This is a genomic window from Arthrobacter horti (assembly GCF_030731045.1).
In the GTDB taxonomy this organism is placed as follows: Bacteria; Actinomycetota; Actinomycetes; order Actinomycetales; family Micrococcaceae; genus Arthrobacter_E; species Arthrobacter_E nanjingensis.
The window spans coordinates 49513-75126 of the sequence record NZ_JAVALS010000012.1 but is presented as its reverse complement, the minus strand read 5'-3'; the positions used below and the strand labels follow the sequence as shown (position 1 = coordinate 75126).

24 protein-coding genes and 2 riboswitches are annotated in these 25614 nt (G+C 70.0%); of the genes, 20 read left to right on the top strand and 4 right to left on the bottom strand.

What is annotated here, in order from left to right:
• Positions 1–11: 11 nt before the first annotated feature.
• Positions 12–1262, top strand: a complete 1251-nt coding sequence (locus Q9R02_RS14060) for a CaiB/BaiF CoA transferase family protein (RefSeq protein ID WP_305997345.1) — start codon at positions 12–14, stop codon at positions 1260–1262.
• Positions 1259–2761: a carboxyl transferase domain-containing protein gene (locus Q9R02_RS14055; RefSeq protein ID WP_305997328.1), complete on the top strand. Its 1503-nt coding sequence runs from the start codon at positions 1259–1261 to the stop codon at positions 2759–2761. Before Q9R02_RS14060 ends, Q9R02_RS14055 begins: the two co-directional genes overlap by 4 nt.
• A gap of 74 nt (positions 2762–2835) precedes the next feature.
• On the opposite strand, the gene Q9R02_RS14050 is transcribed toward Q9R02_RS14055, so the two are convergent.
• The gene (locus Q9R02_RS14050; RefSeq protein ID WP_305997327.1) at positions 2836–3474 is read right to left on the bottom strand and encodes a VOC family protein; all 639 of its coding nucleotides are present in this window, start codon (positions 3472–3474) and stop codon (positions 2836–2838) included.
• A gap of 161 nt (positions 3475–3635) precedes the next feature.
• Positions 3636–3752, top strand: a riboswitch (SAM riboswitch).
• A 94-nt stretch (positions 3753–3846) separates the two neighbouring features.
• On the opposite strand from Q9R02_RS14050, the gene Q9R02_RS14045 reads away from it, so the two are divergent.
• The 4 genes from Q9R02_RS14045 to Q9R02_RS14030 all read left to right on the top strand — a co-directional run bounded on the left by Q9R02_RS14045 (position 3847) and on the right by Q9R02_RS14030 (position 7704).
• A complete protein-coding gene (locus tag Q9R02_RS14045) occupies positions 3847–5166 on the top strand; it encodes a bifunctional o-acetylhomoserine/o-acetylserine sulfhydrylase (protein WP_305997326.1) in 1320 nt (439 codons plus the stop codon).
• A 148-nt stretch (positions 5167–5314) separates the two neighbouring features.
• Positions 5315–5429, top strand: a riboswitch (SAM riboswitch).
• 11 nt (positions 5430–5440) lie between these two features.
• Positions 5441–6598 (top strand): homoserine O-acetyltransferase MetX, encoded by a 1158-nt coding sequence (gene metX, locus Q9R02_RS14040; protein ID WP_305997325.1) that lies wholly within the window; start codon positions 5441–5443, stop codon positions 6596–6598.
• Between the two features lie 45 nt (positions 6599–6643).
• Complete coding sequence (locus Q9R02_RS14035) at positions 6644–7159, top strand: hypothetical protein (RefSeq protein WP_305997324.1); 516 nt, start codon at positions 6644–6646, stop codon at positions 7157–7159.
• 20 nt (positions 7160–7179) lie between these two features.
• Positions 7180–7704 (top strand): VOC family protein, encoded by a 525-nt coding sequence (locus Q9R02_RS14030; protein ID WP_305997323.1) that lies wholly within the window; start codon positions 7180–7182, stop codon positions 7702–7704.
• On the opposite strand, the gene Q9R02_RS14025 is transcribed toward Q9R02_RS14030, so the two are convergent.
• Positions 7701–8567 carry an SGNH/GDSL hydrolase family protein gene (locus Q9R02_RS14025; protein ID WP_305997322.1) on the bottom strand — a complete coding sequence of 289 codons (867 nt, stop codon included), beginning with the start codon at positions 8565–8567 and terminating at the stop codon, positions 7701–7703. The two genes, Q9R02_RS14030 and Q9R02_RS14025, sit on opposite strands and share 4 nt — an antisense overlap.
• 93 nt (positions 8568–8660) lie before the next feature.
• Between Q9R02_RS14025 and Q9R02_RS14020 the strand changes: the two genes are divergently transcribed.
• Entirely contained in the window at positions 8661–9314 is a 654-nt protein-coding gene (locus Q9R02_RS14020) for an alpha/beta hydrolase (RefSeq protein ID WP_305997321.1), read from the top strand.
• Positions 9315–9330: 16 nt separating this feature from the next.
• Here the strand turns inward: Q9R02_RS14020 and Q9R02_RS14015 are convergent, their stop codons facing one another.
• Positions 9331–9570 carry an RNA-binding S4 domain-containing protein gene (locus Q9R02_RS14015; protein WP_425279282.1) on the bottom strand — a complete coding sequence of 80 codons (240 nt, stop codon included), beginning with the start codon at positions 9568–9570 and terminating at the stop codon, positions 9331–9333.
• 32 nt (positions 9571–9602) lie between these two features.
• Here Q9R02_RS14015 and Q9R02_RS14010 point away from each other — a divergent pair, with 32 nt between their 5' ends.
• The 5 genes from Q9R02_RS14010 to Q9R02_RS13990 all read left to right on the top strand — a co-directional run bounded on the left by Q9R02_RS14010 (position 9603) and on the right by Q9R02_RS13990 (position 16259).
• Positions 9603–10625, top strand: coding sequence for a lactonase family protein (locus Q9R02_RS14010; protein ID WP_305997320.1), 1023 nt, complete (start codon positions 9603–9605; stop codon positions 10623–10625).
• A gap of 83 nt (positions 10626–10708) precedes the next feature.
• The gene (locus Q9R02_RS14005; RefSeq protein ID WP_305997319.1) at positions 10709–12094 is read left to right on the top strand and encodes a glycine--tRNA ligase; all 1386 of its coding nucleotides are present in this window, start codon (positions 10709–10711) and stop codon (positions 12092–12094) included.
• 1 nt (position 12095) lies between these two features.
• Entirely contained in the window at positions 12096–13112 is a 1017-nt protein-coding gene (locus tag Q9R02_RS14000; protein ID WP_305997318.1) for a GNAT family N-acetyltransferase, read from the top strand.
• 232 nt (positions 13113–13344) lie between these two features.
• Positions 13345–14718 (top strand): FAD-binding oxidoreductase, encoded by a 1374-nt coding sequence (locus Q9R02_RS13995; protein WP_305997317.1) that lies wholly within the window; start codon positions 13345–13347, stop codon positions 14716–14718.
• A gap of 119 nt (positions 14719–14837) precedes the next feature.
• Entirely contained in the window at positions 14838–16259 is a 1422-nt protein-coding gene (locus tag Q9R02_RS13990) for a YibE/F family protein (RefSeq protein ID WP_305997316.1), read from the top strand.
• Positions 16260–16340: 81 nt separating this feature from the next.
• Here the strand turns inward: Q9R02_RS13990 and Q9R02_RS13985 are convergent, their stop codons facing one another.
• Entirely contained in the window at positions 16341–17126 is a 786-nt protein-coding gene (locus Q9R02_RS13985; protein WP_305997315.1) for an SDR family NAD(P)-dependent oxidoreductase, read from the bottom strand.
• Between the two features lie 162 nt (positions 17127–17288).
• Between Q9R02_RS13985 and Q9R02_RS13980 the strand changes: the two genes are divergently transcribed.
• From Q9R02_RS13980 to Q9R02_RS13945, 8 genes are all read left to right on the top strand, one after another.
• A complete protein-coding gene (locus tag Q9R02_RS13980) occupies positions 17289–17900 on the top strand; it encodes a TetR/AcrR family transcriptional regulator (RefSeq protein ID WP_305997314.1) in 612 nt (203 codons plus the stop codon).
• Positions 17901–17943: 43 nt separating this feature from the next.
• Positions 17944–19131, top strand: coding sequence for a tRNA dihydrouridine synthase DusB (gene dusB / locus Q9R02_RS13975; protein ID WP_305997313.1), 1188 nt, complete (start codon positions 17944–17946; stop codon positions 19129–19131).
• 67 nt (positions 19132–19198) lie between these two features.
• Entirely contained in the window at positions 19199–20497 is a 1299-nt protein-coding gene (locus Q9R02_RS13970) for an ATP-binding protein (protein ID WP_305997312.1), read from the top strand.
• A 75-nt stretch (positions 20498–20572) separates the two neighbouring features.
• Positions 20573–21523, top strand: coding sequence for an ABC transporter ATP-binding protein (locus Q9R02_RS13965; protein WP_305997311.1), 951 nt, complete (start codon positions 20573–20575; stop codon positions 21521–21523).
• The gene (locus tag Q9R02_RS13960; protein ID WP_305997310.1) at positions 21520–22323 is read left to right on the top strand and encodes an ABC transporter permease; all 804 of its coding nucleotides are present in this window, start codon (positions 21520–21522) and stop codon (positions 22321–22323) included. The genes Q9R02_RS13965 and Q9R02_RS13960 overlap by 4 nt, the downstream gene beginning before the upstream one ends.
• 63 nt (positions 22324–22386) lie before the next feature.
• Entirely contained in the window at positions 22387–23559 is a 1173-nt protein-coding gene (locus tag Q9R02_RS13955) for a sensor histidine kinase (RefSeq protein ID WP_305997309.1), read from the top strand.
• Positions 23556–24179, top strand: a complete 624-nt coding sequence (locus tag Q9R02_RS13950) for a response regulator transcription factor (protein WP_305997308.1) — start codon at positions 23556–23558, stop codon at positions 24177–24179. The genes Q9R02_RS13955 and Q9R02_RS13950 overlap by 4 nt, the downstream gene beginning before the upstream one ends.
• 162 nt (positions 24180–24341) lie before the next feature.
• Positions 24342–25607, top strand: a complete 1266-nt coding sequence (locus Q9R02_RS13945; protein WP_305997307.1) for a deoxyguanosinetriphosphate triphosphohydrolase — start codon at positions 24342–24344, stop codon at positions 25605–25607.
• Positions 25608–25614 lie beyond the last annotated feature (7 nt).

The following is a 25614-nucleotide window of genomic DNA, read 5'->3' as shown; positions in this document are numbered from 1 at the left end:
TCGGGAACGTCATGACATCCGCGAACACCCAGCCCGACGGCGACGACGACGGCCGGCAGGGCCCGCTGACCGGCACCCTCGTCGTGGACCTCTCCCGCGCCCTCGCCGGGCCGCACGCCGGCATGATGCTCGGCGACCTCGGCGCCCGCGTGATCAAGGTGGAGAACCCGGCCGCCGGCGATGACACCCGCGGCTGGGGCCCTCCCTTCATCGACACCCCCGACGGACGCGAGTCCACCTACTTCCTCTCGTGCAACCGCAACAAGGAATCCATCACCCTGGACCTGAAGGACGAGGCGGACACCGCCCTGCTCCGGGAGCTGCTGCGCCGGGCGGACGTCCTGGTGGAGAACTTCCGCCCGGGGACGCTGGACCGGCTCGGCTTCGACCCGGCCACCTTGGAGGCGCTCAACCCGCGGCTGGTCGTCCTGTCCATCAGCGGCTTCGGCCACGACGGCCCGGAAGGCACCCGCGCCGGCTATGACCAGATCGCGCAGGGCGAGGCGGGACTCATGTCCCTCACCGGCTCTGGGCCCGAGGACCCGCAGCGCGTGGGTGTGCCGATCGGCGACGTCCTGGCCGGGATCCATGGCGCCTACGGTGTCCTGGCGGCCCTGCTGGATCGTGAACGGACGGGCCGTGGCCAGGTGGTGCGCACCTCGCTGCTGTCCTCGATCGTCAGTGTCCTGGCCTTCCAGGGCACCCGCTGGACCGTCGGCGGGCAAGTTCCCCAGGCCCAGGGCAACCACCACCCGTCCATCGCCCCGTACGGTCTCTTCCGCTGCGCCGACGGCGCCGTGCAGATCGCCGTCGGCTCCGAAGGACTGTGGAAGCGGTTCGCGGACGCGTTCGAGCTGGATCCGGACGATCCCCGCTGGGACGGCAACGCCTCACGGGTGGAGCACCGCCTGGAACTGATCGCGGCCGTCGAGGAGAAATTCGCCGCTTACGGCTCGGAGGACCTTCTGGCCCTGCTCGAACGGGCCGGCGTCCCGGCCGGCCGCGTCCGGAGCCTGGACGAGGTGTTCGCCTGGGAGCAGACCCGCAGCCAGCACCTGCTCCTGGGGATGGAGCACCCGAGCCTGGGCCACATCGAGGTCCCGGGCGGGCCGCTGCGGTACTTCCGGCCGGACGGCACGGAAACCACGCGGCTGGAGCATGCCGCCCCGCCGCGGCTCGGCGAGCACGACGGCGACGTCAGGGCCTGGCTGAACCAGGCACTGGTGGGGAGCCAGGCCCTGGTGGGACAGGGCAGCCGATGAACGGCGCGGGCTCCGCCGTGCTGGACTCCCGGGCGTCCTCCGCCGAACAGTGCGCGGCGGTATCCCACCGCCCCGGGGCTCGGCAGGTACTGGACGGCCTTCTGGATCCCGGCAGCTTCCGCAGCTGGGACGTCGCGCCTGATCCGGTCGACGACGCCGGCTACGCGGCCGCGCTCGAGCGGGCCGCCGCGCGGAGCGGGACGGACGAAGCCGTGCTCACCGGGGAGGGGGGCATCGACGGCCGCGCCGTCGCCGTCGTCGTCAGCGAGTTCGCCTTCCTGGGCGGCTCGATCGGCGAGCGGACGGCCGACCGCATCGTGGCGGCCATCGAGGAGGCGGGGAGGCGGCGCCTGCCGCTGATCGCCGCGCCGGCGTCCGGCGGGACCCGCATGCAGGAAGGGACGCCGGCGTTCCTGCAGATGGTGCGGGTCACGCGGGCCCTGGTCCGGTACAAGGACCTCGGCCTGCCGTACCTGGTGTATCTCCGGCATCCCACCACGGGCGGCGTCTTCGCCTCCTGGGGCTCGCTCGGGCACCTGACCGTGGCCGAGCCCGGGGCCCTGATCGGTTTCCTGGGCCCCAAGGTCTACGAAGGGCTCAAGGGCGAGCCGTTCCCGCAGGGCGTGCAGCTTGCCGAACATCTGCGGGAGCACGGGACGGTGGACGCCGTCCTGGACCTGTCCGGGTTCCGGGAGATGGCCTCCGCAGTGCTGGCCATCCTGGAGCCATGCGAGGCTGCCGTCCCGGTTCCCAGCGTTGCCCTGGGGTCTGAGGCCCCGGAGTCCGTTGCCCCGGGGTCCGCTGCCAAGGTGCCGGACCCCGGGGCCTGGGCCTCCGTGCTGAAGACCAGGGAACCCGGCCGCCCGGGTCTGTGGGAGCTCCTGGTTCACGGTTTCGGCCGGACGGTGGGCCTGCGCGGCACCGGCCGCGGACGGCTGTCCTCCTCGGTCGCCGTGCTGCTCGCCGAGCTGGCGGGCCGCCCCGTGGTGGTGGTGGGGCACGACCGCGCCGCTCAGCACCAGGGCGCGGCGCTCGACGCCGCCGGGCTGGCGCAGGCCCGCCGGGGCATGGCCCTTGCGGAGTCGCTCGGCATCCCGCTTGTCACAGTGGTGGACACGCCGGGCGCAGAGCTGTCGGTGCGGGCCGAGGAGGAGGCGATCGCCTGTGCGATCGCGGACTGCGTCGCAGATCTGGCGAAGCTCTCGGTGCCCAGCGTGGCGATCCTGCTGGGGGAGGGGACCGGCGGCGGGGCGCTGGCCTTGGCCGCCACGCGCTGGATGGTCGCGGCGGCGGACGCCTGGCTCGCCCCACTGCCGCCCGAGGGCGCCAGTCTCATCGTGCAGGGCGACGTCGACGGCGCGCCGCGGCTGGCCGTCTCCCAGGGCATCGGGGCGCGGTCGCTCGCGGCCCGCGGCTTGGTCCACGACGTGGTGCCGGAGGACGGGAAGCTGTTGGAGAACCTGGCGTGGGCCGCGGCCCGGCGGCTCGGTTTCCACTGAGACCTGACACGGGAAAGGCCGGGCGGAGCACCGCGAACGCGGAGTTCCTCCCGGCCTTCGCCGTGTCCGAACGGTCAGAGGGTGACGGAGCCCTTGGCCGTTTCGAAGGTCACGGACATGATGCCCGGCGTGCCCTTGGGGGCCACCCACTCGACGTCGACGTCTTCCAGCGGGTGCTCCACTTCCTCGCCCAGCCATTCCGTCACGCGCTGCGCGGATCCGGCGATGGTCAGGTGGGAGACACGGACGTCGCTCGAGTAGACGAGGGACGGGTGCAGGGTGGGATCACCCTCCCACTTGAGCAGGTAGGGGACCTGGGGGTCGGCGATCAGGCCGAGAATGCCGATCTGCTTCCAGATCAGTTCACGGCCGTCGGGGAACTTCCGGTTGCCCGGAACGGCCTCACGGCCCAGCCGGGATTCGAAGGGGGTCAGGTCGTCCACGGCGACGCACCAGCCCATCCACCCCCCGCCCATCTCGGAGCGGGCGCGCACGGCCTGGCCGAAGGGGGCCTTGTCCGACGCGGGGTGGTTCAGAACTTCCACGACCTCAAGGTACTTGTGGTCGGCCAGGGGGAAGATCATGTTGCGGGTGCCGAAACGGGGGTGAATCCCGCCCCGCACCGCGTGCAGTCCGAGAGCGTCAGCGATGCGCTCTGCAGTGGCCTCGAGGCCGTCACTTTCACAGGCGTAAGAAACGTGGTCCATCCGCATGGCATCATCCTTGCACTTTGTGACCTGGCACTCAGCTTAGGGTTGCCTAACTAGGAATATGGCCCGGGATGACGCCGATTTCCGTCATACTCGCGCGCCCGCGACGCACTGTGACAGCGGCTCTTTTCAGCTCCGGGGGCCGCCCTTTACTCTTACTTCCAGGTCATGAGTGCCAGCATCGAGCCCCGGCTTGCTGGCCGGCAACCCTCCGTCCGCGGCGGGGTGCCCCGGGTGAGGACCGGGCGCATCGTCATCCCGGCGGTGCGCAAGCGCGGGCCATGGACGCCGTCCCCCTCCATCTGAGGGCAGGACGCCGTTCGGCGTGGTGGGGGAGTGTGTTCCTGGCCCTTTGACATATGCCTGAGGTACGCCATGAGCAACAACTGGTCCTTTGAAACCCGTCAGATCCACGTCGGCCAGGAGCCGGACGCCGCCACCGGCGCCCGTGCCCTCCCGATCTACCAGACCACGTCCTTCGTGTTCCCGAGCGCGGAGAGCGCCGCCAACCGCTTCGCGCTCGCCGAGCTCGCACCGATTTACACGCGCATCGGAAATCCGACCCAGGATGCCGTGGAGCAGCGCATCGCCAGCCTGGAAGGCGGCCTGGCGGCCCTGCTGCTGAGCTCCGGCCAGGCGGCCGAGGCGTTCGCGATCCTGAACATCGCGGAGGCCGGCGATCACGTGGTGGCCAGCCCGAGCCTGTACGGCGGAACGTACAACCTCCTGGCGAACACGCTGAAGAAGTTCGGTATCCAGGTCACCTTCGTGGCGGACCCGGACAACCTGGACGACTGGCGCGCGGCCGTGCGGCCCAACACCAAGCTGTTCTTCGCGGAGGTCGTCTCCAACCCGCGCCAGGACGTCCTGGACATCGAGGGAGTCTCCGCCGTCGCCCACGAATCCGGCGTCCCGCTCATCGTGGACAACACCCTGGCCACCCCGTACCTGGTCCGCCCGCTCGAGTGGGGCGCCGACATCGTGGTCCACTCCGCCACCAAGTACCTCGGCGGCCACGGCAGCGCCATCGCCGGCGTGATCGTGGACTCCGGCAAGTTCGACTTCGGTGCGGACCCGGAGAAGTTCCCGTCCTTCAACACCCCGGATGAGAGCTACAACGGCCTGGTCTACGCCCGCGACCTGGGTGCGGACGGCGCGCTGGGCGCCAACCTCAGCTACATCCTCAAGGCGCGCGTCCAGCTGCTCCGGGACCTCGGTTCCGCGGTCAGCCCGTTCAACGCCTTCCTCATCGCGCAGGGCCTGGAGACGCTCAGCCTGCGCGTGGAGCGCCACGTGCAGAACGCGCAGAAGGTGGCGGAGTTCCTGGAAGTGCGCGACGACGTCGAACGCGTCGCCTTCGCGGGCCTGCCGAGCAGCCCGTGGTTCGAACGCGGCCGCAAGTACGGCCCCAACGGCATCGGCGCCGTGGTGGCGTTCGAGATCGCGGGCGGGCTCGAGGCGGGCAAGGCATTCGTGGACGCCCTGGAGCTGCACTCCCATGTGGCGAACCTGGGTGACGTCCGCTCCCTGGTCATCCACCCGGCCTCCACCACCCACGCCCAGCTGGGCGAGGAGCAGCAGCGGGCCGCCGGCGTGACCCCGGGCCTGGTGCGTCTGGCCGTGGGCATCGAGCACATCGATGACATCCTGGCCGATCTGGACGCCGGTTTCCGCGCCGCGAAGGCCGCCCGCTGAGCGCAGTGTGAAACTTTGCGGCGGGCCGTGGATTCTTCGGATTCCCGGCCCGTCGCGGCCTTCCGGCTGAACAAAGCATCGCGGAGCGGCCCTCATGAAGCGTCATCTTCGCAAAACGGCCCTATCCGATCCTTTACACTGATTCATGAGTCACGAGTGTCAGCGCTAAACCCCGGTTTGCTGGCCGGCAACCCTCCTCCTGCGGTGGGGTGCCCCGGGTGAAGACTCGGCCTGGCACCGTCCGGTGTGGGCAAGCGCAAGGAAACGAGGCTCCATGACCATCGCCGCATCCCGTCCCGTGACAGCCGTGCGCCACACGGCCGCCGTGCCCTCCGCCCCCGTCCGGGAGCTCGACGGCGTGACGCGCACCGCCGTCGTCGGCCCCCTGGCGCTTGAGGCGGGAGGCAAGCTGCCGGAGGTGACGCTCGCGTACGAGACGTGGGGGACGCTGGACGCCGACGGCGGCAACGCGGTCCTCATTCAGCACGCCCTCACCGGCAGCGCCCACGCCGCACGCGGGGATTCGGACGAGGACGGCTGGTGGGACGGCCTGATCGGCCCCGGCCGCACCATCGACACGGACCGCTTCTTCGTGGTCTCCATCAACATCGTGGGCGGCTGCAACGGCAGCACCGGCCCCGCGAGCCCGGCCCCGGACGGCAGGCCGTGGGGTTCGCGCTTCCCCTTCATCACGCTCCGCGACGCCGCCGCGGCCGAGGCGCGCCTGGCGGACCGGCTCGGCATCCGCCAGTGGTTCGCCGTGGTGGGCGGCTCCATGGGCGGCGCCCGCGCGCTTGAGTGGGCCGCGACGTTCCCGGAGCGCGTCCGCAAATGCGCCGTGATCGCCGTCGGCGCCCACAGCACCGCCGAGCAGATCGCCCTCGCCCAGGCGCAGACCCTCGCCATCCGCCAGGATCCGGACTTCCGGGACGGCGATTACTACGACGGCGCGGCCCCGGAGTCCGGCCTGGCCCTGGCCCGCCGCATCGCCCACATCTCCTACCGCAGCGAGGCGGAGCTGGAGGCGCGCTTCAGCCGGAAGGCGCAGGACGGTGAGCAGCCGCTCAACGCGGCCTCCCTGGCCGAGCGCGGCCGCTACCAGGTGGAGAGCTACCTGGACCACCAGGGCGCCAAGCTGGTGCGGCGCTTCGACGCCAACAGTTACATCGCGCTCACCGAGGCGCTCATGAGCCACGACGTCGGCCGTGGCCGCGGAGGTGTTGAGGCCGCACTGGCGGACAGTCCGGTGGAGTTCTTCATCGCGGCCGTGGAGACGGACCGTCTGTACCTTCCGGTGCAGTCCGCGGTGCTGGCCGCAGCACTGCCGGGAGAGGTCCCCGTGCACCACATCGCATCCGCGATCGGGCACGACGGTTTCCTCACCGAGGCCGAACAGCTGGGCGCGCTGCTGAAGAGGACGCTGTTCTCCTGAGGCGGCCGTCCGGGCCTCCGCAGGACGGGATGGGATAATCCCGTCATGTCGCTGGAATCGCTCCTGCTCCGCCTGGACCGCCTCGCCGGAGGCCGCCAGGCCGGTGTCCTCATTGCCGAGCAGCACCGCCTGCACCCGAAGACCAAACGCGCCTTCAGTTGGGTGATGTGGCTCCTGGTCCTGGAGTTCATCCTGGGGTTCGGGGCCGTCGCCGTCGCACTGGTGCTCGCCGGCAGCGGCGAGGCCGTGCCGTTCGCCGTGTGGATGCGCACCGTGGTGGTGCTCGGCATGACGGCCACCCTGTTCTACTTCGCCTGGCGCGCCACCAAGGGCTGGTACTGGGCGTATCAGCGGCTGCGGCTGTTCGCGCAGATCTTCCCCGTGGTGACGCTGGTGATCGCCGCCATCCCGGGGCTCTACCCGCTCTGGATGGTCACCGAACAGATCGTGTTCAGCATCGTGATGATCGGCATCGGCGACTTCCTCACCAGTGACCACATGCGGGCCGCGTTCCGGAAGCCGGAGAAGAAGGCCCCCGGCCACCCCTCCCCGGGATCCTGAAACGCTCCTAGGCTGAGGGGATGAGCCAGATCCCGGCGATCCCAGCCGCCCACAACACCGTCAACCCCTTCGTCATCGTCAGCGATGCGGCGGGATTCATCGACTTCGTCACCGAGGTGTTCGACGGACGGGAGTCCCCTGGGCTGCGGATCCCGGACCGGGACGGGAGCCTGATCCACGCCGAGGTGGTGATCGGGGACTCGTCGGTGCTGATCAGCGACCGCAAATCCGATTGGCCGTTCACCCCTGCCTTCCTGCAGGTGTACGTCCCGGACAGCCAGGAGGTCCTCGACCGGGCGGTGGAGCGTGGTGGAACCGTCGTCACGCCGGTCTCCTCCTTCTATGGCGGATTCACCCTCTCCCGCTTGCAGGATCCTTGGGGCAACCTCTGGTGGCTGTACTCGCCGGCGCCGGCCGTCGAGCCCGGGCCGACGGCGTCGGGAGGCAGCACCGACTGGCACGACAGGAAACCCAGCGCGGTGTACACGACGCTGATGGAGGCCATGCGCCGGCTGGGCGAGCCGACCTCCGGAGACCTCGCCTAGACCTCCCGGCCCGGCACGAACACGGGCCCCGGCACAGGCCGCTTCGGCAGGACGCCGTCACCGGAGGACTGGTGGCGCAGCCGGCGCAGCACCCACGGGAACAGGTGTTCGCGCGCCCAGAGCAGGTCCTCCGTCCTGGCCTCCCGCCAGGTCTTCTCCGGCATCGGCTTGGGGGAGAGCGGCTCCAGGCTGTGCTCCACGTTCAGCGCGTCCAGCACCATGGCGGCGATGGTGTGGTGGCCCAGCGGGGAGAAGTGCAGCCGGTCCTCGTCCCAGTACTGCGAGCCGGCCAGCTGGCGCAAGGACCACATGTCCGCGATCACCGCGTCATGACGGGCCGCGACCGTGCGCAGGTTCTCGTTGTAGATGGCCACCTTGCCACGCAGCGGGCTGAGGACGGTTGACAGCGTGTCCGGCCCGTTGAACAGCACCACCGTCGCGCCCTGGGAGGCCAGGCGCCCGACGGCGGAGTCCAGGGTGTCCGCCAAGGCGTCGGGATCGCCGCCGGGCCGGATGAGGTCGTTGCCGCCCGCGGAGATGGTCACCAGATCGGGGGAGAGAGCCAGGCACGGCTCCACCTGCTCGTCGATGATCTGCTGGAGCAGCCGGCCGCGGATGGCCAGATTGGCGTAGGCGAAGTCCGGGTGCCCGGCGCTGAGTTCCTCGGCCACGCGGTCCGCCCAGCCGCGGTGCCCGCCCGGCGCCGTCGGCTCGGGATCCCCGATGCCCTCGGTGAAGGAGTCGCCCACGGCCACGTAGCGGCTCCAGGGATGGGCGGTGGCGGTCTGATCCGCACTGTGGAGAGTGAGGGACGGTTCGGTCCGGGGGGACGTACCGGCAGAGAAGTGAGAGGATTCGCTCATTCTTCTCATCATGCCCCCAGTGGCCGTGGCTACGCCACCGTAGCCTTCGCGTGATCCCGGGCGCGGGACTCCCGGGATGGCAGAATACGAGCCATGAGCCTTCCCCCCATCGCCTTCCCCGAGCCCACCGTCCTCTGGTCCGCACCGGAGGGAGACTGGGAGGGCCGGCCCCTGCTGGTACTGCTGCACGGCTACGGCGCCAATGAGGCGGACCTGTTCGGCCTGGCGGACCAGCTGCCGGAGGATTTCGTGGTGGCGAGTCTGCGCGCGCCGATCCCGATGGGGCCCGGCTACACGTGGTTCCCGCTGACGGGCTCGCTGGACTACTCCTTCGACGCCGTCCGCGACGCCAGCGAGTACGCCTTCGACTGGCTGGACTCCGTCAAGGAGCAGTTCAGCTCGGTGAGCCTGCTCGGCTTCTCCATGGGCATGGCCATGGCCACCAGCATGTGGCGCCGCCGCCCCGCGGACTTCGCGGCCGTCGTCGGGCTCTCAGGCTTCGCCGTGGAGGGCGGCGGCGACTACTTCCAGGACGCCGGACTTGACGGGGAGACCCCGTTCTTCTGGGGCCGGGACCCGCAGGATCCGGTCATCGCCCGGGACAAGGTGGACTTCACGGCGGCCTGGCTGCTGGGCAAGGCGCGCGCCACCAAGGTGCAGTACAGCGGGGTGTGGCACGGCATCAGCCCCCAGGAAGTGGGGCACGTGGCCGAGTTCCTGACGTTCGAGGTCCTCAGCGCGCGATGAGTCAGCGCTGGGCGAGTCAGCGCGCTGCGCTGATGCGGACGCTCTCGCCGTTGACGCTGACCACGTCGCCGTCGGTGAGCTGACGGCCGCGGCGCTCTTCGATCTCACCGTTGACCTTGACCAGGCCGTTCTTGATCAGCTCGGTGGCCTCCACGCCGTCCTCGGCCAGATTGGCCAGTTTCAGCAGCTGTCCCAGCCGGATCATGGAATCGCGGATCTCGAGGGTGTCCAGATCGTCCGGCATGTCACTCGTCATAACCCCATGATGCCCTACCCCAAGGAGCCCGCATGACCATCCAGCTCTGGCTCGGCAGCTACACCGAGGACGGGGCCGGGCGCGGCCGCGGCGTGCAGCGCGTCTCCGTCGACCCCACCGGCGACTCATTGCGCGTCGAGGCCGTGAGCCGCGGCGTCCGGAACCCGTCCTTCCTGCACAGGACGGCGGACGGCCGCCTCTTCGCAGTGGAGGAGCTCGACGCCGGCCAGGTGGTGGAGCTGGACCCGGAGACGCTCGCGGTGCTCGCCCGGGCCTCCAGCGGCGGGGCACACCCGTGCCATATCAGCTCACTGGACGACGGCGACGGCGGACGCCTGCTGCTGGTGTCCAACTACTCCTCGGGCACGGTCTCGGCGCTGCCGCTGGACCGGGAGTGGGGCCCGGGCTCAGAGAGGCCCGTGCCGTTGTGGACGGTGGGTCAGCCCGGATCCGGGCCGGTGGCGGACCGTCAGGACGGGCCGCACGCGCACTCCACCCTGCCGCTCGGGTCAGGCCGCTTCCTGCTGGCCGATCTGGGCCGGGACCGGGTGGACGAGTACGCGCTCACGCCGGACGGGCCGGCCCTGGTGGGCGGGCTGGATCTGCCGCCAGGCACCGGGCCCCGCCATCTGCTCCTGGACGGCGATTCGCTGTGGATCGTCGGCGAGCTCGACGCCGCCCTGCACCGTGCCACGCGGCGCGGCGAGGCCTGGGCGCTGAAGGGTCCGGCTGTTTCTCTCGCCCCGGGCGCGGAGGTGGCGTATCCCAGCGAGCTCGCCGCGACCTGCGCGGGGGACGCGATCGTGGTGGCCGTCCGCGGCGCCGACGCGCTCGCCGTCGTCGGCGTGGACGGTGAGCTGCGCGGCAGCGTGCCGTGCGGTGAGTGGCCCCGGCACCTCGCCTGGGTGAGCGACGACGCCGGTGAACGGTACCTCTGTGTCGCCGCCGAACGCGGTCACCGGCTGGACGTCTACGGCCCGGGCACGGACGGCGTGCCTGTGGCGCAGGCCTCGCTGGAGACATTGAGCCCGACGTTCGTGCTCCCGGTAGGCTAGTCCGTGTGTCCTCTTTTAGGACATGTACCGCAGAATTCGCACCGGACCGCACCCAGCGGCCCGCTTCCCTTGGAGTTGTTCATATGGCAGCAAAGTCCACCCTCGATTCGGTCATCTCCCTCGCCAAGCGGCGCGGATTCGTCTTCCAGGCCGGTGAGATCTACGGTGGATCGCGCTCCGCATGGGACTACGGCCCCCTCGGCGCCGAACTCAAGGAGAACATCAAGCGCCAGTGGTGGCAGTCCATGGTGCGGGGCCGCGACGACGTGGTGGGCCTGGACTCCTCCGTCATCCTGCCCCGCCAGGTGTGGGAGGCCTCGGGCCACGTGGAGGTCTTCTCCGACCCGCTGGTCGAGTGCCTCTCCTGCCACAAGCGCTACCGTGCGGACCACCTCGAGGAGGAGTTCGAGGAGAAGAAGGGCCGCGCCCCCGAGGGCGGCCTCGCCGAGATCGTCTGCGCCAATTGCGGCACCCGCGGCCAGTGGACCGAGCCGCAGGAGTTCTCCGGCCTGCTCAAGACCTACCTGGGCCCCGTGGCCAGCGAGGAAGGCCTGCACTACCTCCGCCCGGAGACCGCCCAGGGCATCTTCGTGAACTTCGCCAATGTGCTGACCACCTCCCGCAAGAAGCCGCCGTTCGGCATCGGCCAGATCGGCAAGTCCTTCCGCAACGAGATCACGCCCGGCAACTTCATCTTCCGCACCCGCGAGTTCGAGCAGATGGAGATGGAGTTCTTCGTCGAACCCGGCACGGATGAGCAGTGGCACGAGTACTGGATGAAGGAGCGCATGGCCTGGTACATGGGTCTGGGCATCCAGGAGGACAACCTCCGCTTCTTCGAGCACCCGAAGGAGAAGCTGTCCCACTACTCCAAGGGCACCACGGACATCGAGTACCGCTTCGGCTTCCAGGGCTCCGAGTGGGGCGAGCTGGAAGGCATCGCCAACCGCACGGACTTCGACCTCTCCACGCATGCCAAGGCCTCCGGCACGGACCTGAGCTACTTCAACCAGGCCACCAACGAGCGCTTCACCCCGTACGTGATCGAGCCCGCGGCCGGCCTGACCCGCTCCTTCATGGCGTTCCTCATCGACGCCTACACCGAGGACGAGGCCCCCAACGCCAAGGGCGGCGTGGACAAGCGCACCGTGCTGAAGCTGGACCCGCGCCTGGCGCCGGTCAAGGCCGCCGTGCTCCCGCTCTCCCGTAACGAGGACCTGTCCCCGAAGGCCCGCGACCTGGCCGCCCAGCTGCGCAAGAGCTGGAACATCGACTTCGACGACGCCGGCGCCATCGGCCGCCGCTACCGCCGCCAGGACGAGATCGGCACCCCGTTCTGCATCACCGTGGACTTCGACACCCTGGAGGACCAGGCCGTCACCATCCGCGAACGCGACACCATGGCCCAGGAGCGCGTGTCCCTGGACAAGGTGGAGGCCTACCTGGCCGGGAAGCTGCTGGGCGCCTGAGATGGCGATCCAGTACCGCCCCTGGCGGGAGGGTGACGACCTGGAGTTGCTCCAGCTCTGGGGCGACCCCGAGTCCCGCGTGGGGGAGCAGTTCCGGGGTGCCTTCGCGCCGTCCTCCGGGACCGGCGACGGCGACGCCGCCGGGGCTGCCGGAACCGGTGAGTCCTGGCGCCAGTGCATCGTGGCCGAGGACGTGGTGGACGGCGTGTCCATCCCGGTCGCCGCGGGCGTGGTCTACGAGACCCCGCTGCACGGCGAACGCCTCTGGTCCTACATCGAGGTCTCGCGCGATCACCGTGGCCAGGGCATCGGCTCCAGCCTCCTGGTGATGCTGCGCCGCGAGGCGGAGCTCTCACCGTCCGGCGTCACCCGCCTGCGGTCCAAGGTGGCGGCCGGCTCGGCCGGTGAGGCCTTCACCGCCTCCGCCGGCCTGCAGCCGATCCAGCGCTCCCGCCTGGTGGAGGTCTCCGCCGGTTCGCTCAAGCTTCCGGTCTTCGACGGAGACGGCGAGGACGCCGGCAGCGATGTGGTGATGGACCTGGCGACCGGTTCCGTGGAGCTGACGCAGCTGGTGGGGAAGTACTACCGCTCGGTGCACTCCTGGGACGATCCGGGGGAGCTGTCCGTCGGCACCGTGCAGCGGCTCTTCCTGGATGACGCGTCCGGGGCGCACGGCGCCATCGTGCTGCGTGCCAAGCCCGAGTCCGCGTTCGGGAGCACCGTCACCCCCACCCGCAAGGGCCGAATCCGGGCGTTCGCCGTCAGCTACGCCGCACCCCTGCTGGGCGAGGGCGCACCGGAGGTGGCCAGCGAGGTCTTCCTCGGCCACGATCCGGAGCTGGACGCCGACGACGCCGCGGAGGCCGTGCGCGATCTGCTGGCACTCATCGCGTATCAGCACCCCGTGGTGCTGGAAGTGGACGATTCGATGACGGCGGTGCGCGCCGCCGTCGAGCCTCTCCTGGCCTCCGGTGGAGCACGCCAGATCGGCCAGGACATCCGGGTCATCAGCGAATAGCAGGTTCATCCGGCCCTAGGCCGCGATCCCGGCGGCTCTGCACTGTCAGAGCCGCCGGGATCCGTCGCTTAAAAGGCCTCCCGGTGGGAGGAGTGAAGCCCGGGATAAACATCTTGACGCCGGACCGCCCTGGGTGTATCCCGGGCGTTATAAGCTCCGCGTCAAGACCTCCCATCGGGGCCGATGGCCGGGGATGGGACTGATCTCTTGCGAAGGATCGGCGGCGGGACCCATGAATGGAACAGTGCTGGATGGATTGCGGGATCAGCTCCGCGGGCAACTCATCACTCCGGTGGACCCGGACTATGACACAGCACGTGCCGTGTTCAACGGCATGATCGACAAGCACCCGGCGGGCATCGTCCGGGTGGCCCAGGTGGCGGATGTCATCGTGGGCGTGAACTTCGCGCGGGAGAACTCCCTCCCGCTCGCGATCCGTGGCGGCGGGCACAGCGCCCCCGGCTTCGGGACCTGGGATGACGCGCTGGTCCTCGACTTCGTCAACCGCACCGGGGTCCGCGTCGACCCCGCGTCCGGGACGGCGCGGGCCGAGGCCGGGACCACCTGGGCGGACTTCAACCACGCCACCCATGCGTTCGGCCTGGCGAGCACCGGCGGCATCGTGGGATCGACCGGAATCGCCGGCCTGACCCTGGGCGGCGGAATCGGCTATCTGACCCGTAAGTTCGGCCTGGCCTGCGACAACCTGATCTCGGCGGACGTGGTCACGGCAGATGGCAAGTTCGTGACGGCCAGCGCGGAGCAGAACGAGGACCTGTTCTGGGCTCTGCGCGGCGGCGGCGGGAACTTCGGTGTGGTGACCTCGTTCGAGTACCAGCTGCACCCGGTGGACATGGTGCACGTGGGTGTCGTCATCTACGGCGCGGAGCACACCCCGGCGGTCGCCAGGTTCTACCGGGACTACATCGCCGACGCCCCGGAGGAGTTCGGCGCGTTCCTGGGCTTCCATCAGGGCCCGCCGGTGCCGTTCCTCCCGGAGGAGTGGCACGGCAAGCCGGTGTGCGTGGTGGTCGGCATGTGGACCGGCGATCCGGCCGAGGGGGAGTCCCGCTGGGCGCCGTTCCTCGGGGCCGCGCCGGTGGCCGGATCCCTCATCACTCCGATGCCGTACCCGGCACTCAACGTCGCGTTCGACGAACTCAATCCGAAGGGCATGCAGGGGTACTGGAAGGCCAACTTCCTGAGCGAGCTCAACGACGGCGCCATCAGTGCCCACGCCGATCACGGAGCCACGGTCACGAGCGTTCACACCGCGGTCCACGTCTACCCGATCGATGGCGCCGCAGGACGGGTGGCGCCGGAGGACACGGCCTTCGTGCACCGCGGCATGAAGTTCGCCCCGGTCATCGCGACCCAGTGGCAGGACCCGGCGGACAATGAAGCCAACATCGCCTGGGCCCGCAGCTATGCGGAGGCGCTTCGGCCGCACTCGGCAGCCGGTGGGTACATCAACTTCATGGACGCCGAGGACCAGGGGCGTATCGGAGACAACTACGGGGTCAACTACCAGCGGCTGGTGGATGTCAAGAGGAAGTACGACCCCGGAAACCTCTTCCGGATCAACCAGAACATCAAGCCGGACTGAGGCGCACTGGGCTGTACTGAACCGGGCAGAGAGACCCTGCCGGCCGCGTCATGGACCTGGCCGGCAGGGTCTAATCCGTCTGCCGCCCGTAGGCTGGGAACCATGAGGATTCAGCTCTGATGGGTCATGGACATTCGCACGACGGCGGGCCGCCGCCCACGCTTCAGGCCGCGGCGGCGCGGCGCCGGGCCGGCTGGATCCTGGCGGCGATCCTGCTGCCCGTCACCCTGCTGACGGCCGTGGGCATGATCCTGCTGTGGCCGGGCGGTCAGCACCAGGATCTCAAGCTGAGCTCCCCATACGCTGCCGCACCCGGCGTCAGCTTCGACACGGGCAAGGTTCTCAGTGTCACGCGGGGTTCCTGTTCGGGCGGGCCGGCGGATTCTTCACAGAGTTCACAAGGCTCGGGCGCTTCGCAGGGGAGTGATTCACAGAGTTCACAGAGCAGTGCCACGCAGGGTGCCGCCCGGCTCAGCACCTGCTTCACGGCCGTCACCCAGCCGGACGCCGGTGGCCCGTCCGTTCAGGTCCTCTTCAACCCGGAGGTCTCCGCCTCCGACTCGGTGCACGCCGGGGACGGGATCCGGTACCTGAATCTGTCCAGGGTTCAGCAGGGCGCTGTGCAGCAGGGCGGTCAGGCGCCGGCCTATGTGTTCGTGGACTTCGTGCGCACCTTCCCGGTGGCCGTGCTCGCGGTGCTGTATGCCGCCGTCGTGATCCTGGTGGCCCGGTGGCGCGGCTTCCGCGCGCTGCTGGGACTGGGCGTGGCCTATCTGGTCCTGGCGTTCTACCTGCTGCCGGGGCTGGTGGACGGCAAGCCCGCCCTGCCGCTGGCTCTCACGGCGTCCACGGCGATCCTCATCGCAGTGCTGTACTTCGCGCACGGCTTCTCCGCCAGGACCTCGACGGCGCTGCTGGGCACGGTCTTCGGGCTGCTTGTCACGGCGGGGCTGGCGTTCTGGGCCACGGACGCGGCGAAGCTCCTGGGCATCGGGAGCCACGAGGCCTCCACGCTGATCAATACGAGCGGGACCATCTCGATCTCCGGGGTGGTGCTCTGCGGGCTCATCGTGGCGAGCCTGGGTGCCCTCAATGACGTCACCATCACCCAGGCGTCCGCCGTCTGGGAGCTGTACGAACTCTCGCCCGGGACTTCAGCGGGACGGCTGTTCACCTCGGCCATGCGGATCGGCCGGGACCACATCGCGTCCACCGTCTACACGATCGCCTTCGCCTACGCGGGTGCCGCGCTGCCGGTGCTCATCATCGTGATGCTCTACGAACGGCCGTTCCTGGACACCCTCACGAGCGCCGAGCTGGCCGAGGAGGTGGTGAGGACGCTGATCGGATCGATCGGCCTGGTCCTGGCCATCCCGCTGACCACGCTCGTGGCCGTGCTGGTGGTCAAGGCGACGGACCTGCGGCGGCACGCCACGGAGGACGGCCACGACGACGGCGAACCGCACCGTCCGCACGACGACGCCCTGGCCGCCATCGAAGGCGCGGTGCTCACCCGCCGCGAGCTGCGCCGTCGTCGTTAAATGCGTTGAGTGCTCACTTGTGGTGACCTGTCCGTCTGGAAAGTCACCACAAGTGAGCACTCAACGCATGGGAAGGGCGGATCAGAAGTGGGTGCCGCCGTCGATGCGGATCTCGGTGCCGGTGATGAAGGCGCCGTCGTCGCTGGCGAGCATGGCCACCACGCCGGCCACGGTCTCGGGGGAGGCGAAGCCCTGGCCCAGGGCCGGTGCGAGCTTCATGAACAGGCTCATGTCGGCGTCCTCGGGCAGGCCCGGGCCGGCGCTCTGGCGGCTGGCGCCGCTGCCGTCGGTCATGCCGGAGGAGATGGAGCCCGGCTGCACCGAGGTGAAGCGGATGTTGTCCTTGGCGAACTCGGACGCCAGGGCGTGGGTCATGGACTGGATGCCGCCCTTGCTGGCCGCGTAGGCGGCCATGTACGGGTGGGCGAAGCCGGCGGAGGTGGAGCTGAAGTTCACCACGGCGGCGTTCTGACCCTGCTTCAGGGCCGGGAGCGACTCGCGGATCATGAGGAAGGTGCCCACCAGATTGATGCGCAGCACCTGCTCGAAGGAGTCCAGGGTGGTCTGCTCGGTGTGGGAGGAACGCAGGATGCCTGCGGCGTTGACCAGGGCGTCCAGGCCGCCCAGGAACTCGAGGGCCTCGGCGACTCCGGCCTTGACGGAGGCTTCGTCGGCGATGTTGACCACCACCGTCTTCAGGCGGTCCGCGCCGTCCCCGGCCTTGGCGACGGTGTCCGCGAGGCCCTGCTCGCTGACGTCGGAGGCGACCACGCGGCCACCCTCGGCGAGGATACGGAGCACGGTGGCCTGACCGATGCCGGAGCCGCCGCCGGTGACGAGGGAGCGGCGGTTTTCATAGCGGAGCATGATGTTTCCTTGTCTGTCCGGGCGGCCGGTGATCGGGGAGGTCGCCACTTGTCCCCTGGGCCGGTCCGTGACCGGCTGATACGCTCAGCATACGCTTCATGACATGGCGCGCCAAGATGGCAATTCGTGTCTCATTCGTCACGTCCGGGGTACGATCAGGAGGTGGAAGCCGAACAGCCCAGCCTGCGGGAACGCCGCCGCCTCCAGACCCGTCAGGAACTCGCTCAGGCGGCAGCGGAGCTCTTCACCGCCCAGGGCGTGGCGGCCACCACGGCCGAGCAGATCGCCGGCCGTGCCGGGATCTCCTTGCGCACCTTCTACCGGCACTTCCGCACCAAAGAGGAGGCCATCGCCCCCGTCCTGGAGATCGGCGCCGAGCGCTGGCAGGCCGCACTGCGCACCGTGCCGGTGGGCGAAGGCTGGCAGACCGCCGTGGCAGGTGCCGTCCGGGCCATGCTCAGCCCGGTCGGCGGCACCACGGAGGAGGGCCTGGAACTGGTCCGGGACCTGCTGGTGGCAGCGGGCGAGGATCGTGAGCTGGCGGATGTGTGGGCCGTGGTCAACGCCCGTTCTGAACGGGAGCTCCTGGCCGTCATGCGGGAGCGGCTTCCCGAGGCCGGACACCTGACCCTCGCTCTGCACTCCGCGGCCGCCACCGCCGCGATCCGTGTGGGTCTGGAGGCCTGGGCGGAAGGCGAGGCGGCCGACGACGGCGGCCACCCGGCGTCGTCGCTGGCCGCGCAGGCGTACCTGCGGCTGTCCGCCGGCCTCTGAGCCCGCGTTCACGCGAGGCGCCCGACTGCGGGACAATGGAGGGGTGACCCCTCAGACCATCGCCGCCGACGCAGTCCCTGCCAAGATCGAACTCCCGCCCCTGACGCTGGGCAACATCACCGTGGACACCCCCGTGGTGCTCGCGCCCATGGCCGGCATCACCAACAAGGCCTTCCGCCGCCTCTGCCGCGAGTTCGGCGGCGGCATCTACGTCACGGAGATGGTCACCTCCCGCGCTCTCGTGGAGCGCTCCCCGGAGTCGCTGCGGATCATCGAGCACGACGACGACGAAGCCGTCCGCTCCGTCCAGCTGTACGGCGTGGACCCCGTCACCGTGGGCGCCGCCGTGCGCCTGCTGGTGGAGGAGGACCGCGCGGACCACATCGACCTGAACTTCGGCTGCCCCGTGCCCAAGGTGACCCGCCGTGGCGGCGGCTCGGCGCTGCCCTGGAAGATCGATCTGTTCACCTCCATCGTCCAGACGGCCGTCCGTGAGGCGTCCAAGGGCGACATCCCGCTGACCATCAAGATGCGCAAAGGCATCGACGAGGACCACCTGACGTACCTCGAGGCCGGCCGGATCGCCCGCGACGCCGGGGTGGCCGCCGTCGCCCTGCACGGCCGCACCGCCAGCCAGTTCTACTCCGGCAAGGCCGACTGGGACTCCATCGCCCGCCTCCGCGAGGCACTGCCGGACATCCCGGTGCTCGGCAACGGCGACATCTGGAGCGCCGAGGACGCCGAGCGCATGGTGCGCCAGACCGGCGTGGACGGTGTGGTGGTGGGCCGCGGCTGCCAGGGCCGCCCGTGGCTCTTCGGCGATCTGCAGTCCGCCTTCGAGGGCCGCGAGGAGCGCATCCGCCCGGGCCTGCGGGAGGTGTCGGACGCCGTGTACCGGCACGCCGAGCTGCTCATCGACACCTTCGGCGAGGAAGGCAAGGCCCTGCGGGACATCCGCAAGCACATGGCCTGGTACTTCAAGGGCTACGTGGTGGGCGGGGACCTGCGCGCCAGGCTCGCCGCCGTCCCGGACCTGGCCACGCTGCGCGAACTCCTGGACCAGCTGGACATGGACTCGCCGTACCCGGGTGTGGACGCCGAGGGCCCGCGTGGCCGCGCGGGAACCCCCAAGCGGACCGCCCTGCCGGACAAGTGGCTGGAGAGCCGCAGCCTGAACGAGGAGCAGCGGGCCACCATCAAGGCGGCCGAGCTGGACGTGTCCGGCGGCTGAGACCGCCCTGTCCTGAGCCCCTGCGGGCATGCCATGATGGCGCCACGCCCGCGAAAGGAGCCCCAAGATGCCCGGCTGGAAGATCCGCGATTTCCATCCCTCGGATGTGGAGGGACTGCTCCACCTCTGGGAGTCCCTGAAGACGTCCGCCGCCGAACCCGTCTACGACCTGGCGGAGGTCCTCGCGTCCTGCGAGCAGGACCACGCCGTGGTGGCGGTGCAGGGGGAGACCGTGGTGGGTGCCGCCGTCGGCCGTGCCGCCCACGACCAGGGGTGGATCGTCTTCCTGGCCACCCGGCAGGACCGGCGTGGGCAGGGCATCGGCACGGCGCTGCTGGCCGCCGTCGAACACCGGATGGCTCACCTCGGGTTGAACAAGCTCTCCGCCCTCATGCCCAGCAGCGAGACCCGTGTGGAGGCGTTCGAGAACCGCGGCTTCGAGGTCAAGGCCGATCTGCGTTACTACGAACGCCGTTTCCCGTTGCAGCGCGCCGAACTCGGCGCCCTGGAACAGCTTGGCGGGCGGATCCTGCCGCGCGATCTCTGGGACAAGGTGGCCGGCATGGTCCGGGAGAAGCAGCTCCTGGAACGCCGGCTGGTGCTCCCGCTCGCGCAGTCCGAGCTCGCGGAGGAGTTCGGCGTGGTGCCGCCGCGCGCCGTCGTGCTCTTCGGCCCGCCCGGCACCGGCAAGACGACCTTCGCCAAGGCGATCGCCTCCCGGCTCGAGTGGCCGTTCGTGGAGGTGTTCCCGTCCCGGCTCGCGGCGGACCCCGCCGGCCTGGCCGGCGCGCTGCGGGAGACGTTCCTGGAGATCTCCGAGCTGGAGCACGCCGTGGTGTTCATCGACGAGGTGGAGGAGATCGCCGCGCAGCGCTCCGGCGAGCCGCCGTCGCCGCTGCAGGGCGTCACCAACGAACTCCTGAAGATCATCCCGGCCTTCCGCGACCAGCCGGGCCGTCTCCTGGTGTGCGCCACCAACTTCATCCGCGCCCTGGACTCCGCGTTCCTGCGCCACGGCCGCTTCGACTACGTGATCCCCATCGGGCTGCCGGACGAGGAAGCCCGCACGGCCATGTGGGAGCGCTTCATCCCGGCCGCGGTGCGCCAGGATGTGGATGTGGCAGCCCTGGTGGAGCGCAGCGAGGGTTTCTCCCCGGCGGACATCGAGTTCGCGGCCCGCAGCGCCTCCCAGCGCGCGCTGGAGAAGGTGGTGTACGACGACGGGGCCTCACCGGACGGTGTGACGCCACGCCGCGGCCCCACCACGCGCGACTACCTGGACACCATCGCGGACACGCGGGCCACCGTGAGCGACGAGGTCCGCGAGGCGTTCCTGGAGGACATCGGAGCACTGTCCAGGACGTGACCCATGACAGATGTCATGCCGCAACCATGACGCACGGCCCGGGCATGGCTCCGGTGTACACGGTCGAATGGAGGCATGAACAATCTTCTGGCCGTGGACGCCAAGGGCCTCCACAAGAACTTCGGCTCCGTGCAGGCCGTGCGGGGCATCGATCTGCAGGTCGCACCCGGCGAGGTGGTCGCCTTCCTGGGTCCCAACGGCGCGGGCAAGACCACCACGATCGACATGATCCTGGGGCTCTCCCAGCCCGGCAAGGGCACCGTGAGCGTCTACGGCGGCACCCCGCGGCAGGCCATCGCCCGTGGTCAGGTGGCCGCGGTCATGCAGACGGGCGGCCTGCTCAAGGACATCACCGTGAAGGAGTCCGTCCAGCTCACCGCCGCCATGTTCGATTCCCCGCGGCCCGTCGTCGAGGTCCTCGAAAGGGCGGGCATCGCCGAACTGGCCGACCGCCGCGTGGAGAAGTGCTCCGGCGGCCAGCAGCAGCGGCTGCGCTTCGCCATGGCACTCGTCTCCGACCCCGGTCTGATGATCCTGGACGAACCGACCACAGGCATGGACGTCACCGGGCGGCGCGACTTCTGGCAGGCCATCCGGCAGGACGCCCACCGTGGCCGCACCGTGGTCTTCGCCACCCACTATCTGGAGGAGGCGGACAGCTACGCGGACCGCGTCGTCCTGGTCCGGAAGGGCCGCATCGTGGCGGACGGCACGGCCGCCCAGATCAAGAACCTGGCCTCCGGCCGCACCGTCCGCGCGGCGTTGTCCCACGACGATCCGCGCCTCGCGCTGCTGCCGGAAGTGGACTCCGTGGAGCACGACGGCGCCCGGGTCACCATCCGCACCCGCGAATCGGACGCGGTGCTCCGCTTCCTCCTGACCGAAACGGACGCGCACGACCTGGAGGTCACCGCCAACAATCTTGAGGATGCCTTCGTGGCCCTCACCAGTGACGAGGCGGAGGACATCGCGTCCCTGCCGGAGACAGCGGCCGAACCCCGGACGGAAAGCGAGGCACGGGCATGAGCACCACCAGCACGGACGAACAGCGGGCCGCCATCAACCTGGTGGACCGCCGCCCGGCCCGGGGCGGGGTCAATGGGACCTTCCTCTGGATCGAGATCAAGCGCCTGGTGCGCAATCGGCGGAGCCTCATCTTCACTCTGGTGGTGCCCGCCATCTTCTTCGCCATCTTCGGCCTGGCCAACAAGAACCAGATGATGCCCGGCGGCCAGCACAGCTACGGTGAGTACATCCTCATCAGCCTCACGGTCTACGCGGCCATGACCTCGGCCACCGCTTCCGGGGCACAGGTGGCTGTGGAGCGTGCCCAAGGCTGGTCACGGCAGCTGCGCCTCACGCCGCTTCAGCCGGGCGCCTACATCGTCATCAAGGCGGTCGCCGCACTGGTCATGAGCTTCATCTCCGTGGTGGCCCAGTTCACCGTCGGCGCGCTCTTCGGGGTGCACCTGGACACCGGAACGCTCATCGCCGCCGGCCTGACGGCCTGGCTGGGGTCCCTGGTCTTCGCCGCCCTCGGTCTCATGGCCGGTTATCTCATGCCGAGCCAGAACGTCATGCAGCTGCTGGGCCCGGTCCTGGCGATCCTCGCCATGCTGGGCGGGCTGTTCATGCCCGTGCAGATCATGGGCGACACCTTCGTGGAGATCGCCAAGTGGACCCCGGCCTACGGGATCGGGCAGATCGCCCGCAGCCCGCTCACCCAGGACTGGAACTGGATCTGGGTGCTGAACGCGGGGATCTGGCTGGTGGTGTTCGCCGTGGGCGCCGCGCTGGCCTTCCGGCGGGACACCAAACGGGTCTGATGGAGCCTACGGAGCGTGGGTCCGGGGATGGGCGCCGGCGAGGCGGGGACTAGATTGATCGATATGGAACGTTTCGGACCGATGGCCGCGGGGGCCTGGCTGCAGCACGCCGGCACCCGCGGCTGGTTCTTCGGGGCCGGCATCTCGTTGCTGCTGTGGACCTGGCCCACCTTCAGCACCGTGTGGTCGGACCCGTCCACCGCGCTGGGGCACAAACTTCTGATCACCGGGCTGAGCCTGGTGTTCTTCGTGGTGTACGCCTTCGGCCCGCCGTACGCGTGGTTCCGGGAGAATGAGCCCCACCAGCTGCGGGCCGGGTACCTGGTCCTGGCGGCACTCCTGCTGAGCAATCTTCTGGTGGTGGCGGTCCTGGGCGCCCCGGCCGTCTGGACCTGGACCTTCCTGGCGTGCTCCCAGGCCATGCTGCCGATCCCGGCCCGGTGGCGCTTCGCGGTCCTGATCATGCTCTCCGCAGGAGCCATGGCAATCGGCTTCAGCGTCTCGCAGCCCGAGGTGGGCGTCATCCAGGGCTCCGTGGTGCTGTCGATCGGCCTGATGCTCATGGCGTTCGCCCGGCAGATCGAGCTGCGGCAGCAGCTTGAGGCCACCCGCCAGGACCTTGCGGACGCCGCGGTCGCGGCGGAACGGGACCGGATGGCCCGGGACATGCACGACATCCTGGGGCACTCCCTGACCGTGGTGGCCGTCAAAGCGGAACTGGCCCGGCGCCTGCTGGACGCGGATCCGGACCGGTCCCGGAAGGAGCTGGAGGAGATCGAGGAACTGACGCGTGGAGCCCTCGCCGATGTGCGGGCCACCGTGGCCGGCTACCGTGGCGTGAACGTGGTGGCGGAGCTGGCACAGGCCCGTGCCGCGCTCGGATCGGCCGGCATCGAGGCCGAGCTTCCCGGCACCGTGGACCAGGTGTCCTCGGCGCACCGCGAGCTGTTCGGCTGGGTGGTGCGCGAGGGCGTCACCAATGTGGTCCGTCACTCGCGCGCGGCACATTGCCGCATCACCCTCACCGCCGACCGCGTCCAGGTGGACGACGACGGCGGGTGGCGCGCCGCCGTCGTCGACGGCCGGCAGGTGGCCGGTGGAGCGGTGCCGCAGTGGATCGGCAAAGGCACCGGCCTGGACGGCCTCGCCGAACGTGTGCGGCTGGCCGGCGGGACGATGACCACGGGGCCGTCGGAACTGGGCGGATTCCGGCTGACGGCGGTGATGGGGCAGTGACGGCGGAGCAAGCGATCCGCCTGGTCATCGCGGACGACCAGGCCCTGGTCCGGGGTGCGCTCGCCGCCCTGCTGGGGCTGGAACCGGACATCGACGTGGTGGCCGAGGCCGGTGATGGGGAGAGCGCCGTGGCGGCGGTCCTGGAGCACTCCGCCGACGTGGCGCTCCTGGACGTCCAGATGCCCGGTATGGACGGGCTGTGCGCAGCCGAGCTCCTGCGCAAGCAGGCGCCGTCGTGCCGCGTGCTGATGGTGACCACCTTCGGCCGCCCGGGGTATGTCCGGAGGGCGCTTCAGGCGGGCGCCGCGGGGTTCGTGGTCAAGGACACCCCGGCAAAGCAGCTCGCGGATGCGGTGCGCCGCGTGCGTTCCGGGCTGCGCGTCGTCGACCCCTCCCTGGCGGCCGAGTCGCTCGTGGCGGGGGAGTCGCCCCTCACCGTCCGCGAGGTGGACGTGCTCCGCGTGGCGGCCGGTGGCGGGACCGTGGCGGACATCGCCCGGGAGGTCTTCCTCTCCGAGGGCACGGTGCGCAATCACCTCTCGTCGGCCATGGCCAAGACCGGCGGCCGGACCCGCGGTGACGCAGCCCGGATCGCCGCGGAGAACGGCTGGCTGCTGTAGTCCAGGACATGACGCCCCACGTGACTTCCGTGAAACAGTCGGTTTCCGCTGAAACAGTGGGTTTCCGCTGAGACAGTGGTTTAACCACACTGTTTCAGCGGAAACCGACTGTTTCGGCGGGGGCATCAGGGCGGAGACCAAGCACCGCAATACACTGAGACCGTGAGTGACGCCCAGTACCCCGTCCACGCCTCCGAGCGCTGGGTCGCGGAGCCGCCCAAGAGCACCTACCGCTCGGACTTCGAGCGTGACCGGGCCCGCGTCCTGCACTCCTCGGCCCTCCGGCGCCTCGGCGCCAAGACCCAGGTGGTCGCGCCGGACACGGACGATTTCGTCCGCACTCGCCTGACCCACAGCCTGGAAGTGGCACAGGTGGGCCGCGAACTCGGCCGGACCCTCGGCTGCGACCCTGACGTGGTGGACACGGCCTGCCTGGCCCACGACCTCGGCCATCCGCCCTTCGGCCACAACGGGGAGTCCGCACTCAACGAGATCGCCCATGACATCGGTGGTTTCGAGGGCAACGCCCAGACACTCCGTCTCCTGACCCGGCTGGAGCCGAAGGTCCTGACCTCGGACGGCGGCCCCGCCGGCCTGAATCTCACCCGCGCCAGTCTGGACGCGTCCTGCAAGTACCCGTGGCAGGCCGCGGACGCGCCCGTGATCCACGGCCAGCGCACCAGCAAGTTCGGCGCCTACACGGACGACGTCCCCATCTTCGACTGGATCCGGGACAACGCCCCGGCCGGCCAGACCTGCATCGAGGCGCAGGTGATGGACCTGGCGGATGACATCTCCTACTCCGTGCATGATGTGGAGGACGCCGTCGTCGCCGGGCACTTCCAGCTGCGCTGGATGGACAACCCGGACCACCGTGCCCGCGTGGTCGGCTACACCCGCCAGTGGTATCTGCCGCACGCAGACCCCGCCGAGGTGGACGCCGCCCTGGCCCGCCTGGAGGCCACTCCGGTCTGGGTGCGGGAGGCGGACGGCAGCCGGAAATCTATGGCCGCCCTGAAGAACATGACCAGCCAGCTCATCGGCCGCTTCTGCCAGAGCGCCCTGGAGAGCACCCGTTCCGTGTACGGCCCGGACCGGCTGACGCGCTACAACGCCCAGCTCATGGTGCCGCAGGAGACCGTGATGGAGATCGCGGTCATGAAGGGCCTGGCCACCACCTTCGTCATGACCACGGACCACCGGCAGCCCATCTACGAACGTCAGCGGGAGGTCCTGCACGCACTGGTGAGTGCGCTCAACGCCACGGGGGACACACATCTGGAGCCGATGTTCGCAGCGGACTGGCGCGCGGCTGCGGACGACGACGCGCGGTTCCGTGTGGTGATCGACCAGGTCGCCTCACTGACGGACGCCTCAGCCCTGAGCATGCATGAGCGTCTGGTGGGGAGCCTGCCGTCCTTGTGGTGATCCACAG